Source organism: Nonomuraea sp. NPDC049419, from assembly GCF_040676995.1.
Taxonomy (GTDB): Bacteria; Actinomycetota; Actinomycetes; order Streptosporangiales; family Streptosporangiaceae; genus Nonomuraea; species Nonomuraea salmonea.
This window is the reverse complement of sequence record NZ_JBFAQB010000023.1, coordinates 47,104-61,514: the sequence shown is the minus strand read 5'-3', so window position 1 is coordinate 61,514 and position 14,411 is coordinate 47,104. Positions and strand designations below refer to the sequence as shown.

Here is a 14,411-nt window from a genome sequence, read left to right as displayed (position 1 = left end):
TCCGGCGCGCCGGCGCTCTTGGGGGTCATAATGCAGGCGGGGGCCGGTCCGCCGGGAGGACGGGCTCCACCGCGGCTCGGGAGCGTCCTCCCCAGCAGGCGGCGCACCACCGTCCGCACACCCGCCGACCAGGAGCCCGCCACCATGCCATCACCATCGCCATCACCCACCGACCCGCTCACGCACGAACGCGTCCACGGTTTGACCGTCGCCGAGGCGGGGCGGGTGCTGGCGACGCCCGCCGCGTACGCCGATGAGGGGCTGCTGCACGCGGCGCTCGCGCTGCTGCGGCGGGAGGCGCCCGTCCACCATGTGCGGGCTGACGGTTATAACCCGTTCTGGGCGGTCACCAGGCATGACGACGTGCATGCCGTCGAGCGTGACCACACGCTCTGGCTCAACGCGCCGCGTCCCGTGCTGCGCAGTGCCGCGCTCGACGCGGCCCTGCAGGAGCGGCGGGCGCAGGGCAAGGCGCTGGCCAGTCTCGTGCACCTCGACGAGCCCGAGCACCGGCCGCTGCGGGCGATCGCCGCCGACTGGTTCCGCCCGAAGGCCATGCGGGCGTTGCGGGACCGGGTGCGGGAGCTGGCCCGCAGGCACGTCGATCTCATGGCCGAGCACGGCTCCACCTGCGACTTCGCCCGGCAGATCGCCGCGCCCTACCCCCTGTACGCGATCCTCGCGCTGCTCGGCCTGCCCGAGTCCGACTATCCGCTGATGCTGCGGCTCACCCAGCAGCTGTTCGGCCACGACGACCGCGACAAGGGGAGCACGGCGGCGGGCACGCCGAGCGCGCACACGGGCGCCCTGGAGGAGCTGTTCGCGTACTTCCACGACCTGACCGCGGCCCGCCGCGCCCGGCCGACCGGCGACCTGGCCTCCTGCATCGCGGGCGCGCGCATCGACGGCCGCCTGCTCGACGACACCACGATCGCCTCCTACTACATCCTCATCGCCACCGCCGGCCACGACACCACCAGCTCCACCGTCGTGGGCGGGCTGGAGGCGCTCGTCCGCCACCCCGATCAGCTCGGCCTGCTGCGCCGCGACCCCGGCCTGCTGCCCACGGCCGTGGAGGAGATGATCCGCTGGGTGAGCCCGGTCACGTCGTTCATGCGCACGGCCCGCGCCGACACCCGCGTACGCGGCGTCCCGATCGCGGCGGGCGAGTCGGTGCTGCTGTCGTACCCGTCGGCCAACAGGGACGAGGACGTCTTCGACGAGCCGTTCCGCTTCGACGTCGCCCGCGACCCTAACCGGCACCTGGCCTTCGGCACCGGCGTGCACTACTGCCTGGGTGCGGCGCTGGCCAGGATGGAGGTGGCGGCGCTGTTCGCCGAGCTGCTGCCCCGGCTGGAGAGCGTCGAGCTGGACGGCGAGCCGGCGTGGACGGCGACGACGTTCGTCGGCGGCCTGAAGCGCCTGCCGATCCGCTACCGCCTCGCGCCCGCCTCGTAGGGCTCAGGCCTCCTGGCCTGGGCGGTGGCCGCGGCGCGCGTCGCGGTCGAAGATGCCGAGGATCTCGCAGGGCCGCCCCTCGGCGCCGATGGCGTGCGGGAGCATCGTGGGGAACTCGGCCGCCTGGTTCGTCTCGACGCGCAGCCGCCGGTTGCCGAGCAGGAGCACGGCGGTGCCGGACAGGACGACCAGCCATTCGCGGCCCGGGTGGGCGCGCATGCGCGCCGGGTTGGCGGGGGGCGGCTCGGTGATGCGCTGGCGTACGACGCTCAGGCCGGGGTCGGCCTTGACCGGCCAGCGCATCAGCTGGTGGTGAGTGTCGATCATGGGGTGGCTGATGACGTCGTCGCCGGCGGTCTCGACGAGCTGGTCGAGCGAGGTGTCGAGGGCACGGGCGAGGGTGACGAGGCTGTCGAGCGCGAGGCGGCGCTGACCGTTCTCGATGCGGCTGAGGGTGGACTGGCTGAGCTTGGCGCGGGCGGCCAGCTCCTCCAGCGACCAGCCCTGGGCCACGCGCAGGGCGCGGATCCTCTTGCGTACGAGGCTGTCGAGGTCGTCATCGTCTTGCGTCATGAGCAACAGCTTATGCGTGAGCGGCAAGCCGCGGCTACGTTCGCAGGACCACCTGCGAAAGGATCTTTCATGAGCACGTACGAGCCGCGCCGGTTGCGCGCGATCCTCGTGGCCGTCTGCGTCGCGCTGATGGCGGTGATCGCCTCGGTGTCCGGCCTGAACGTCGCCCAGCCCGAGCTGGCCGTCGAGCTGGACGCCGCACAGAGCACGATCCTGTGGATCATCAACGTCTACACCCTCACCCTGGCCGCGCTGCTGCTGCCGCTCGGCGCGATCGGCGACCGCTGGGGCCGCAGGCGCATGCTGATCGCCGGGCTGGCCGTCTTCGGAGTGGCGAGCGCGGCGGCGGCGCTGGCCCCGACTGCGGGGCTGCTGCTGGCCGCCCGGCTGGCGAGCGGCGTCGGCGCCGCGATGATCATGCCGATCACGCTCGCCGTCATCACCTCCACCTTCCCCGCCGAGGAGCGCGGCCGGGCGATCGGCGTGTGGACGGGCGTCGCGGGCGGCGGCGGCATCCTCGGCATGTTCCTGTCGGCCGCCCTGGTGGACGTCGCGACCTGGCGGTGGTCGTTCGTCCTGCCGCTGGCCCTGGTCGTGGTGGCGCTGGTCTTGACCGTGCGGTCGGTGCCCGACTCGCGCGAGCGCCACGGGCACCGCTTCGACGGGGTGGGCGCGGTGGCCTCCGTCGTGGCCGTGGCGGGGCTGATCTTCGCGCTCCAGGAGGGTCCCGTACGCGGCTGGGCGGCGCCCGAGATCCTGGCCGCGCTCGCCACCGGTCTCGTGGCGGCGGGCGGGTTCGTCGCGTGGGAGCTGCGCCGGCGGGAGGCGGCGCTGCTGGACGTGCGGCTGTTCAGGGAGCGCGGCCTGGCGGGAGGATCGGTCACGCTGCTGGCGGTGTTCGGCGTCCAGGCGGGGATCTTCGTGGTGCTCTTCCCGTTCCTGCAGGCGGTGCTCGGCTGGACGGCGCTGCTGTCCACGATGGCGCTGATGCCCATGGCGGTGCTGATGATGCTCAGCTCGGGGCTGGCGGCGCGCCTGGCCGCGCGGGTGGGGCCGCGGGCGACCATGGCGACCGGGATCCTGCTGGCCGGGGCCGGCCTGGCGCTGATGGCCGCGATCGTCTCCGTGTCCGGCGGCTACCTGTCCGTGCTGCCCGGCATGGTGGCCATGGGCGCCGGCATGGGGCTGTCGATGACGCCCGCCACCGAGGCCATCACCGCCGCGCTGCCACGGGAGCGGCAGGGTGTCGCGTCCGCGCTCAACGACGTGACCCGCGAGTTCGGCACCGCGCTCGGGATCGCGCTGCTCGGCGCGCTGCTGTCGGCCGGCTACCGCGACGCGGTCGGCGCGCGGCTGTCCGGTGTCCCCGAGGGGGTGGCCGGGCGGGCGCGCGAGGGCGTCGCGACCGCGATCGACACGGCGGGGCCGTACGCGGACACAGTGGTCCTGGCGGCCAGGGAGTCGTTCGTGGCGGGCTGGCAGCAGGCGATGTGGGCGGGCGTCGCGGTGATGGCCGTGCTGTTCGTGTACGTGCTCGCGCGCGGCCCCCAGCGGCCCGAGGCCACCGAGGACGACAGGGAACCGGCCCGCGCCACCGCGTCCTGACCGCCGGGAAAGGCGCCATTTCCCGCTCACGCCTTCCGCCGCGTACGAAAAGTCGCGGTCACCGGCCCCTCGTCCGTATTCCGCCTTCCGGCGGGCGGGTTTCCTGTGCTGTCATCAGATACCTCCGTGGAAACCCCCGCCTTCAGGCGGGGGAGGAATCGAACCCCTGCGGAGCAGGACAGGGGCAGCCGATGCGCCGTCAGGCGAACCGGCGTACCGAACACACACGCGGCCCTTAGCCGATCGTGGGAACATGTGCGGCGTGGCGCAGATCGTGAAGCGGGCCTACAAGTACCGCTTCCACCCGACCCCCGAGCAAGCCTGCGAGCTGGCCCGGACCTTCGGCTGCGTCCGCCTCGTCTACAACAAGGCACTCGAAGAACGCACCCGCGCCTACACCCTGCAAGGCCGCCGCGTCTCCTACGTGGAGTCCTCCGCGCGCCTGACGGAGTGGAAGCGCAGCGAAGACTACGACTTCCTGTTCGAAGTGTCGTCGGTCCCTCTGCAGCAGGCGCTGCGGCATCTCCAGGCGGCATTCGCGAACCTCTTCGCCAAGCGCGCCCAGTACCCCACGTTCAAGAGCAAGAAGAAGTCCCGGGCGCCGACGGAGTACACCCGCTCGGCGTTCCGCCGGCGCCAGGGAACCTTGACGCTGGCCAAGATGGACAGGCCGCTCGACATCGTGTGGTCGCGTCCCCCGCCGGAAGGGGCGCAGCCGTCCACGGTCACCGTCTCCCGCGACGGCGCGGGACGCTGGTTCGTGTCCCTCCTGGTCGAGGAGAAGATCAGCCCGCTTTCGCCTGCCGGGCGGAGCGTCGGCGTGGATGCGGGCATCTCCGCGCTGGCGGCACTCTCGACCGGCGAGAAGATCGTCAACCCCAAGCATGAGCGCGCCGACCGGCGCAGGCTGGCCAACAGCTGTGCTCGCAGTGCGGGGCCCTGCAAAAGAAGATGCCACTGAACGTCCGGGAGTGGATGTGTGCCTGCGGCGCGGTCCACGACCGCGAAGCCAACGCGGCCAGGAACGTGCTCGCCGCCGAGCTGGCGGAGAGCTGAAACGCCTGTGGAGCGGGTGTAAGACCTCAACGAGGGTCCTCTCGGACGGGCGACCGGCGGTGAAGCAGGAACCCTTACGGGCGACCGTGGGAATCCCCCTCGTTTGCTAGGGGGAGGATGTCAAATGACGAGCTTGTGACCATCGCGCACTAACGCTGGAGGGGCCGGTTATCGTGGCAATTACCGGCGAGGCGAGGAATCCTGATATGCGACGTTTGTGGGTGTTCGGCTGGTTACTCCTCCTCGGCGCACCCCTAGCACTGGCCGCATGTTCGCATTCCGCCCCGCCGTTGCGTGACGACCAGATCGTCCAGTGCCTTTCCCCCTCCCGGCAGCCCGAGCTGGCCGCCGCGGCGGCGGCGCTCGACGACCGGCTGAGCGCCGCCCAGGGCCGCATCGTCACCCCCACCGCCACCCTCGACCCGGGCCGGTGGGCGAAGGAGAACCGCGCCGCGTTCACCCGGGCCTGCCAGGCGATGACGTACGTCGCCCCGCCCAAACCGGCCGACGGCCCGTTACCGACCGTGGTGTCCATCCTGCTGCCGGTGCTGGCCGGCGGGCTGGTGGCGCTCGTCTCCACGGAGTGGCGCAACGCCTCGACGGTGGCCGTCAAGCACGCCGACGACCTGGGCGACGCCGCCGACGCCTTCCTCGTGGCGGCGCGCGAATACCGGGCCTCCCGGCAGGCGGGCAGGACGCCGCAGGCCGGGCCGTACGAGGAGGCGTACGACAAGCTCGCCGCCCAGCTCGCGAGGGTGAGCAGGTTCCGTCCCGGCTGGCGCCAGGTGCCCGAGGCCCGGCGCCTGCTCACCGAGCGGCTCACCCGCGAGCAGGCCCACGACGGCGACATCGAGCCGGCCCTGACCACCCTGTCGGAGCGGCTGGCGGGCTTCGACAGGGCGCTGCGCCGGCCGTGGCGGCCCCATCCGGGGGTGCGGCGCGCATGACCAACCCCATCCACCCGCCGAGCCCCGACGGCTCCCCCTACACGGGGCCGCTGCTCTTCTTCGACGAGCGGGTGGACCACCTGCCGCTGTTCGCGTTCATCGACGGCATGCACGACCTGCTGTACGAGCGCTTCGACACCGCCGTCACCAAGGACCGGGTCGCCGCCCGCGGCCACCTGATCCTGGTGCACGGCCCGCGCGGGGTCGGCAAGAGCACGTTCATCCAGCGCTGCGCCCACCTGCTGGCCCGCGAGCGCGAGATCGAGCGGGTCTGCGTCGCCGACTACAGCCAGTCGACCGGCCACGAGGACTGCACCGAATTCTCCGAGATGGCGCTGTGGCTGGCCCGGCAGATGACCGTACTCCTGGAGGAGGAGGAATGGACCCTCCACGAGGATGTGGAATCGCTGCGGCAGGCGACCGATGATCCGTATGTGGCGTTCGGCCGAATCAGGGACGTCCTGAACGAACGCGGCGGCGTGGCCGTCGTCCTCCTCCCGCAGCACTTGCAGCTCAAGTGGGTGCGCAACTTCCAGGAGCTGGCGCGCAGGCGGATGGTCTTCTTCGCCGAGTCCTTGACGGACGACCCCGGCAAGCTCGCCGGTCAGTTCGGCAGGCACCCCACCTGCCATACAATTTTCCTGCCGGTCGGCCTTTTGGACGGCGGGGGATGCGACATCCGCGAAATTCTGGTCAAACGTCGAGTCTCCCTGGGGGACGCGGAAATGCACGAGCTCTCCGAAGCGGTACGCCCCTTCAAGACACCCAGTCAGGCGCTCGAACAGCTGGCCCTTTTCTTCGAGGATTATGGCCATAGGGACATAACTCCCGCGAAGCTCAAGGCGTTCGGCGAGAAGATCGTGATGCGCCTTCTCACCCGGCTGGAGAAAGACAAGAAGTCATGAAGGGCAGCCAAGGACCGCACGAGCCCGAGGTCCCCGTCACCTACACGCTGCGCCTTGGCGACGACGCCGACCCCACCGCGATCACCGTGGTCACCCCGGCCTTCGACAGCGCCCACCGGTTCGTCGACGGCTACCTGTCGACGGGCGCCGGCGAGCTCGGCGAGTCGGGCCGGGCCCTGGCCCTGATCGGCGACCTGGGGTCGGGCAAGACCCATCTGGCCACGTCGGTGCTGCACCGCATCGCGCGCAGCCACGAGGACGCCGTCATACTCAAGCTCGACACGCCCCACTCCGAGTTCGGCTACCTGTTCCGCAACATCCTGCTGGAGCAGTTCGGCCGCGAGCGGCTGCACGACCTGGTCATCGACTACTACGGCCGGGTGACCGCCGAGCAGATCGGCGAGGAGCAGGCGGGCCCTGAGCTGGCCGGTGAGATCAGGTCGCGGCTGCGCGACGGCACGCTCGACCCGCGCAAGGTGGTCGAGCACTTCCATCTGGCCAAGCGGGCGCTGCAGGAGGAGCTGCGCCGCATGCTGCGGCACCTGACCGAGCACTCGGTGTGGGCGACGGCGCTGGCGCTCATGGTGATGGACGAGCTGACCGACGCGGTGTGGGAGTGGCTCGGCGGCGCGCCGCCGAGCCCCGAGCTGCGGGCCAGGGGCGTACACCGCCAGCTCGTCACCTCCGCCGACGCCTACCACACGCTGTCGGTGCTGGTCTATCTCGGCGGCCGGATGCGCCGCCGCATGGTCCTGGTGATCGACGAGTTCGAGAAGCTGCTCGGGGGCGAGGGCCAGGCCAGGGAGGACGCGGTCAACTCACTCGAAGAGCTGGTCAAGGTGTTCATCGACGCCAGGGGGCTGCTGGTCTACTGCGGGCCCACCGACAGCCTGCCGCTGGTCAGCCGGGGCACGCTGCAGCGCACCCGGGTCATCACGCCCTCGCCGTTCGACCGCGAGGAGGCGATCGAGCTCGTCGGCAAGCGCGGCGACGAGGTGGGCGGGCCGGTCGCCGAGGCGCTGGTGCAGATGACCGACGGCAACCCGCGCGAGATCCTCTCGCTGTTCCGGCGGGCGCAGGCGATCGTCGAGCCGACCGGCAGGCCGGTGACCACCGCCACGATCCGGGAGGCCGTCAGGCAGCGCCACGAGTTCGAGTCGTGGGAGGTGAGCACCACCGTGCGGCGCATCCTGGAGGAGAGCGGGCTCGACTTCCGCACCGACGTGGTGCTCGCCGCCGACACCGACCCGATCGACTTCTGGGTCCGCTACGCCGACGGCAGGGCCGCGGTCGCCGTGCTCGTCACCAGGTCGCTGCTCAGCCCGGGCGACGACGCCCAGCTGGAGCGCAGGGTGACCGCGGCGCGGGCCAGCCAGGTGCCGTGCGAGCTGATCGCGGTGGTCAACGGTCACCTCACCACGTCGATGCGGGCCGGCGTGTCCAGCCTGCTCGGCCGCCAGCCGCTGCTGTTCAACGTCCAGGACTTCGGCGGGCGCTTCAGGCAGACGCTGGAGGTCGCGCTCAACCGGCTGGCCGCCTCGGCCGAGGAGAACGTCCTCGAAGGGCTGCGCCGCCGGATGGACCGGCTGAGCAGGCAGCAGAGCGCCACCCAGAACATGATCGACCAGCTCCACGAGACGGTCGCCGGGATCAGGTCGGCCCCGCCGTCCGGCGCCGCCGAGCCCGACCTGAGCGTGCTGCCGCCGGCCGTGGCCGAGCAGTTCCAGCGGGCGGGCGCGGCCACCGAGGCCACCGGCGAGCTCGACCGGCTGCTGCACGACGTCTTCGACAACCCGGCGGGCAGCGAGCACAGCCTGCGCGCCAGGCGCCGGCTGGCCTCGCGTGACCTGATGGAGGCGGCCGGCGCGGCGATGGTGCGGCGGCTGCTGGTGCGGGCGTTCCAGGAGCGGGTGGCGCAGTTCCTGGCCGGCACGCCTGCGGGGCGGCTGAGCCCCGGCCAGGAGGAGGAGCTGCAGGCGATCTGCCGCACGTTCGAGGTGACCGTGCAGTCGCTGCCGTCGGCCCCGCTCAGCGCGGCGGCTCCCGAACGGGGTCCTGCGCATCAGCCACGGCCGGACGAACGCTCCCGGGTGCTGGACGAGCTGGGGCGTCGGGTGCTGAACGGAGTGGTCTCCGCAGTCCGCCCGTGAGCACGCGCTGCCAGCCGGTGTTGGCGGCCACGTGCAGCACGTTGACCACGAGCACGGCCGGCGCGATCACCGCCACCGCCTGCGGATAGGCCGGGGCCAGGGCAAGTGCCAGCAGGATCGCGGTGATGCCGTTCTGCTGGCCGAGCGCGAGACTCACCCGGTCGCGCACCGGCAGGCCGCGGGTGATCAGCAAGCCGCCGACCACGGCCTGCGCCGCGAACGCCGCCACGCCCAGCACCAGCGCCATGGCCGGCTCGATGCCGGCGACCAGCAGCGTGCCCATCGCGAACGTCGCCAGGTAGAAGGCGCCGGTGAGCGCGCCGTCCAGCAGCCTGCCCAGCTCGGGGCGGAAGAACAGCCCGATGAGGGCCATCCCGAGGACGAGGAACTGCGCCGTGGCGACCGCCAGCAACGCGATGAGCAGCAGCAGCGAGCCGGTCCGCACCATGCCGGTCCGCATGCCGGCCCGCATGCCGGCCCGCACCATGCCGGGCTGCACCTGGTGACCGGCGCCCCAGCGCCTGGCCAGCAGGACGGCGGCCAGCACCGCGCCGGCGAAGACCAGGTTGAGCCCCAGGTTCGTCAGGTAGCCGGCGTAGCCCCCGCCCGTCGTGCCCAGCACGAGCGAGGACAGGTAGACCGTCAGCAGGGCGGTGATCGGGTCGTCGAAGGAGGCCCAGGCCAGCAGCAGGGACTTGGCGCGCGGCGACATCCGGGCCCGGCCGATCAGCGCGCCCACCGACAGCGGGTCGATCTGGGCCACCGCCAGTGCCAGCAGGATGACCGCGGGATGGCCGAAGAACAGCCACATCACGCCCGCGATCAGCGCCGTCTTCAGCAGCACGCCCACGGTGACGGCGAGGACGACCGTCCTGACGTCGCCGGAGACCGACTCCTTGTTGATGCCGTGCACGCTGCCGTACAGGCCGACGCAGAGCAGCGCCGTCACGCCGTACAGGAAGATCGGGTGGCCGCCTGGGCTGCCGAGGCCCAGCGCGGCGACGGCCCAGCCGGCCAGCGCCACGCCGACGCCCTTGGCCAGCCGGTCGGCGGCAGGGTCGGTCAGCAACGGACGCACGGCCCCTCCCCACACTGATGGGCACGGTGGCTGTCGTACACGACGATAAGCCCCTGCCGATCATCGGGCCATGAGCCGGGCCGCCACATCAGCCCGTCCCCAGCAGCTCCGACAGCCTGGCCAGCCCTTCACGCAGCCGGTTCTCGGCGACGAACACCTCCGGCTGGAAGACCGTGAGACCGACCGCGAACCCCCTGGCGCCGGGCAGCGGGTAGACGTAGATCGCGCCGGAGACGACGTCGAGGACCAGCCGCCTGATCGGCGCCTCCGACAACTGCCGCAGCGAGTACGCCAGCTCCGGCAGGTCGGAGCGGAGCCGGGCGGCGAAGTCCTGGTACAGCTTGCGGGCGCCCTCGCCGCCCTCGGCGCCGCCGAACCAGGGCGCGAGCGCCGGGCTGTCGAAGACGTCGGCCGCGCACAGGAAGCGCCAGTCGCGGTAGACGGCCACGTAGTGCAGGTCGTTGACGTCCACGAGCGAGCCGAGGCAGCTCACCAGGTCGGCGACCAGCGTGGGGTCGGCCGCCTCGCCCGCCGTCGTCCTGAGCACCGCCGGCTCGATGCCGGGCGTCTCGCGCGGGCTGCGCCGCCCGCCGGGCAGCTGGTCGGCCTGCAGGTAGACCTCGGTCCTGATGCGGGTGACGAGCCGGGCGACCTGCTCGTCCATCTCCTCGGCGGCGGCGAGGTCGCGGGTCATGCCGATGAGGAACTCCTCCTCGAAGACGTGCCCGCACTGCACGACCGCGTCCTCGGTCATGACGAGCGTCCGCATCAGCTCGCCGGTGCCGAAGTCGCGGACCAGGCCGTCGAGGCGGACGTTCTCGGTGACGAGCTGGCGGAAGGCCCGCTCGAGCGATCTGCGCTCCTCGTCGTCGCCCTCGGCGATCGTGAACACGTGGAAGCCGCGGTCGTAGAAGGCGAGCACCTCGACGTCCGGCAGGCCGGGCAGCGCCTCCTCGCAGAGCGTGACCAGTCGTTCGTGCCCGATGTGGGCGAAGGGCGAGCGAGTCGTCCTCAAGTCCGCCTCCCGCATGTCAGTTCCCGAGGATCTCGATCTCGACGGCGTGCCTGACGCCGGCCTCGGCCCCCGGGTGGCCGACCAGGCGGCGCCGGGTGTTGGTCAGGTTCTCCTGCACGGCCAGCGTGCGCGGATGCTCGGGGCCGAAGGTCCTGGCCAGGCAGTCCCACGCGGGTTCCTCCAGCACCAGGGCCTCGGCCGGCTCGTGCGCCACCAGCCGGCCGGCCAGCGTCGCGGCGGCGGCCAGCGTGTACGGATGCCGCGCCCCGAGCCGCCTGCGCAGCGCCTCGTGCGCCTGCCGGGCCAGCTCCAGCGCCTCGGCGCCGGCCCCCGCGGCGGCCAGGTAGGTGGCCAGGTTGACCCGGGCGGCGTGGGTGAAGGGGTGCTCGGCCTGCATGGCGGCCAGGCCGTCGGCCACGTGCCGCGCGTTGCCCGCCGCCTCCGCGTGCTCGCCGCGCGCGTGCAGGTCGGCGGCGAAGCCGGCCTGGCAGAGCAGCGCGTACAGGTGCCGGCCGCCGACCAGCGAGCGCAGCTCCTCCAGCGTCTCGCGATCGCGGGCCAGCGCCTCGAAGGAGCGGCCGAGCATGCGTTCCGCGGCGGCGAGGCTGCTCTGCATGCGCAGCATGAGCAGGGTGCGCGGGTCGCCCTTGGCGCTCCTGCTCGCCAGCTGGTCGAGCCCGGCGCGGAGCAGGTCGTACGACTCCTGGTAGCGGCCGAGGTCGCGCAGCAGCACCCCGGCGGTCAGCGCGGTGCGCCACAGCCCGAGGTCGCTCTCGCCGAACAGCGCCCGCCGCCGGTCCATGCGCTGCCTGGCCAGCTCGTACGCCCGGTGCGGCCGGCCGTTGAGCGAGGCCGACAGCGCCAGGCTGTTGAGCACCTTGCTCGTCCACTCGTGGTCGGGCCCGAACACCCGGTGCATGCCCTCGTATGCCACCGAGTCCCAGTGGTAGGCCTCGTCGAAGTCGCCGACGGCGCGCAGGTCGGCCGCGTGGACCTGGGCGGCGATGTACCGGAGGGGATGGCCGCGCCGGTCGCCGCTGAGCTCCTGGAGCGCCTGCCCGGACAGCGCGTAGGCGGTCTCGGGCCGGTCGAGCACGCGGTGGACGTTGGCCAGCTCCATGCGCAGCCGGTTGACCAGGTCGGGCCTGGCCTCCGCGCCGGGCGCGGTCCAGCTGCGCAGCGCGCGGTCACCGATGGCGACCGCCTTGTCCCAGGCGCTGCGGTCGCCGAGCAGGAACAGGAAGCGGACCTGCCCGATGATCCAGCGCCTGACCATCTCCTCGCCGCACTCGATCGCGCCCGACGGGAACACGTGCCTGCCCAGCTCCAGGTACATCCCGGCGTCGGGGCCCTCGGTGTCGGCGGGCGCGTGCCGGGCCAGCAGCGTGAGCACCTGGCGGCGGCGCTCCTCGACCTGCGCGGCCGGCATGCGGGCGCGGACCAGGCTCGCGGTCACGCGGTGCACGCGCAGCCGCCCGCCGGGGCCGGGCTCGGCCCTGGCCAGAGCGTGCTCGTGCAGCAGGCGCAGCAGGGCGTCCACCATGAGGCCGTCGCCGTACTCGCCGATCAGCGCGACCGCGTAGTCGCGCGAGGCGGTGGAGTGGGCCAGGCTCAGCGGGACGCCGTCGGAGGAGACGAACGTCAGCGCCTCCAGCAGCCACGGGGCTCCCTCGCCGCCCGGCACGCCGCGCAGCAGGTCGAGCATCAGCTCCACCATGACGGCGTGCACGTCGTCGGGGCGGCCCTGCTCGCGCAGGTCGCGCCTGATCCGCTGGTAGGTGAACAGGAAGCGGTCGACGGTGACCGTCCGCAGGTCGTCGAACGTGCGGCGGGGGCGCTGCGCGCTGGTCAGCTCGCGTTCCATCCACGCCCTGGCCATGGACAGGGCCAGCGGCAGGTGTTCGACGGTGGCGGCGACCTTGGCCGCGCCGCTCTCGCTGAGCAGCTCGTCACCCGAGGTCATCAGCTCGACGGCGTCGGCGGCGGCGAGCTTGCCGACCTCGACGGGGCTGAAGTCGCCGGGCCAGCCGGCCGCGCGGGAGGTGACGATGACGTGGCCGTACGGGCCCTGCGGGACGAGGCCGGCGATGGCGTCGGGGCGGTCGGCCTCGTCGAACACCAGCAGCCAGCGCCCGGACTCGGGGCTCGCCAGGTGCTCCTTCAGCACGGTCACCGCGTCCTCGCGGGGCGGCAGGCCCAGCTCCTGGCCCAGCCTGCGCAGCCCTTCGCGGGCGGAGTAGACGTCCTCGGCGTGCAGCCAGTGCACGACGTCGTACGCGCCGCGGAAGCGGTGGGCGTACTCCAGGGCCAGCGCGCTCTTGCCGCGACCGGCCGGGCCCGTGACCACGCAGCGTCCGCTGCCGTCCCACCGGGGCCCGAGCTGGGCGCGCAGCTGGGTCAGCAGCGCCTGGCGGCCGGTGAAGCCCTCGTCGCGCTGCGGCAGCTCCGACAGGGCGGGGCCGCGGCCGGGGAAGCGGGCGGTGCCCGTGCCCTCGCCGCCGGCCACGTACGCGCCGCCGACCCCGAGCGTGGCCTGCAGCTCGGCGGCGGCCTCCGCCTCGTGCAGGCCGCGCAGGTCCAGCTCCACCTCGCCCGCCGGTGCGGCGCCTGCGCCCTTGCCGTCGACCAGCACGCGGATCAGGCCGCGGCCCGGCAGCGGCGCGGCCCGGCCTCCCCTGCGCTGCCAGTCGAGGCCCGACGGCTCGCCTGGCGGGCCGACGACCAGCACGGCCGTGTGCGCGTCGCCGGCCAGCAGGTCGACCGGGGTGCGCGAGAGGTAGTCGGCCTTGGTGAGGCTGTCGGCCCTGACGCCCCACAGGTCGAGCTGGGCGGCGATCCACTCGGCCCACACGTCGTAGCCGGGGACGTACACGATGGAGACGTGGCGCAGCGTCGTGACCGCGCCGCCGCTCAGCAGCTCGACCAGGCGTTCGTACGCGGCCCGCTGGGTGCCGCCCGAGCCCGGCGGCTCGGTGAGGACGGCGAGGTCGTCGGAGAAGTAGGCGGCGCTGTCGTAGGGCACCTCGACGGCGATGTCCGTGCCGAAGCCGGCCGTGGCCCGCTGTCTGGCGGTGCGCAGCAGGTCCTCGCCCTCGTGGGAGACCATCGTGGGCAGCGGCACGACCGGGGTGCCGGCCGCGCGCATCTGGCGGGCCGTGGCCGCGGCCTCGTCGATGCCGTACGGGCTGAGCCAGAAGCACACCACGGCGCTGTCGCAGGACCGGATCACCGGCGACGGCTCCGCGCCTGGCCGCAGGTTGACCAGCACGTAGTCGTAGGGGGCGGCGGCGTCGATCTCCTCGCCGGTCAGCACCGCGTGCCGCACGACCTGGCCGGGGAGGTCGACGGCGATCTCCAGGCCCGACCAGTCGCCGGGGCCCGCCGTACGCGGCTCACCTGGGCGTTCCGGCAGGAAACGGCTCAGGTAATGGCGCAATGCCGGCGCCTGCGGCTCCTCGTCGAGCACGAGGACGCGTTTTCCCGCCTCGGCGAGAAGGAGCGCGCAGTTGCACAGCGCCATGGTGCGGCCGAGGCCGGCCCGGGTCGAGAAAAAACCGATCACACGAGCATTCGTCATCGTGTCCACCGCCGCGCCTTCGCTCTATGCCGACATCGCACCCACGG

At 72.8% G+C, this 14,411-nt stretch carries 8 protein-coding genes and 1 pseudogene; 6 read left to right on the top strand and 3 right to left on the bottom strand.

Features of this window, described 5'->3' with window-relative positions:
* Positions 1 to 144: 144 nt before the first annotated feature.
* The gene (locus AB0K12_RS41305) at positions 145 to 1,458 is read left to right on the top strand and encodes a cytochrome P450 (RefSeq protein WP_364573468.1); all 1,314 of its coding nucleotides are present in this window, start codon (positions 145 to 147) and stop codon (positions 1,456 to 1,458) included.
* A 3-nt stretch (positions 1,459 to 1,461) separates the two neighbouring features.
* On the opposite strand, the gene AB0K12_RS41300 is transcribed toward AB0K12_RS41305, so the two are convergent.
* On the bottom strand, positions 1,462 to 2,031 hold the full coding sequence (locus AB0K12_RS41300) for a helix-turn-helix domain-containing protein (protein WP_364573466.1): 570 nt from the start codon (positions 2,029 to 2,031) through the stop codon (positions 1,462 to 1,464).
* Between the two features lie 69 nt (positions 2,032 to 2,100).
* Here AB0K12_RS41300 and AB0K12_RS41295 point away from each other — a divergent pair, with 69 nt between their 5' ends.
* The 5 genes and pseudogenes from AB0K12_RS41295 (at position 2,101) to AB0K12_RS41275 (ending at position 8,694) form a co-directional block, all read left to right on the top strand.
* Positions 2,101 to 3,636 (top strand): MFS transporter, encoded by a 1,536-nt coding sequence (locus AB0K12_RS41295; protein ID WP_364573464.1) that lies wholly within the window; start codon positions 2,101 to 2,103, stop codon positions 3,634 to 3,636.
* A 253-nt stretch (positions 3,637 to 3,889) separates the two neighbouring features.
* A pseudogene (locus AB0K12_RS41290) lies at positions 3,890 to 4,692 on the top strand (transposase).
* 206 nt (positions 4,693 to 4,898) lie between these two features.
* Positions 4,899 to 5,639, top strand: coding sequence for a hypothetical protein (locus AB0K12_RS41285; protein WP_364573462.1), 741 nt, complete (start codon positions 4,899 to 4,901; stop codon positions 5,637 to 5,639).
* Entirely contained in the window at positions 5,636 to 6,544 is a 909-nt protein-coding gene (locus AB0K12_RS41280; protein ID WP_364573460.1) for a hypothetical protein, read from the top strand. Before AB0K12_RS41285 ends, AB0K12_RS41280 begins: the two co-directional genes overlap by 4 nt.
* Positions 6,541 to 8,694: a hypothetical protein gene (locus AB0K12_RS41275; RefSeq protein ID WP_364573458.1), complete on the top strand. Its 2,154-nt coding sequence runs from the start codon at positions 6,541 to 6,543 to the stop codon at positions 8,692 to 8,694. Before AB0K12_RS41280 ends, AB0K12_RS41275 begins: the two co-directional genes overlap by 4 nt.
* A 1,166-nt stretch (positions 8,695 to 9,860) precedes the next feature.
* Here the strand turns inward: AB0K12_RS41275 and AB0K12_RS41270 are convergent.
* Positions 9,861 to 10,787, bottom strand: coding sequence for a hypothetical protein (locus AB0K12_RS41270; protein WP_364573456.1), 927 nt, complete (start codon positions 10,785 to 10,787; stop codon positions 9,861 to 9,863).
* 16 nt (positions 10,788 to 10,803) lie between these two features.
* Complete coding sequence (gene fxsT / locus AB0K12_RS41265) at positions 10,804 to 14,349, bottom strand: FxSxx-COOH system tetratricopeptide repeat protein (protein WP_364573454.1); 3,546 nt, start codon at positions 14,347 to 14,349, stop codon at positions 10,804 to 10,806.
* Positions 14,350 to 14,411: the final 62 nt, after the last annotated feature.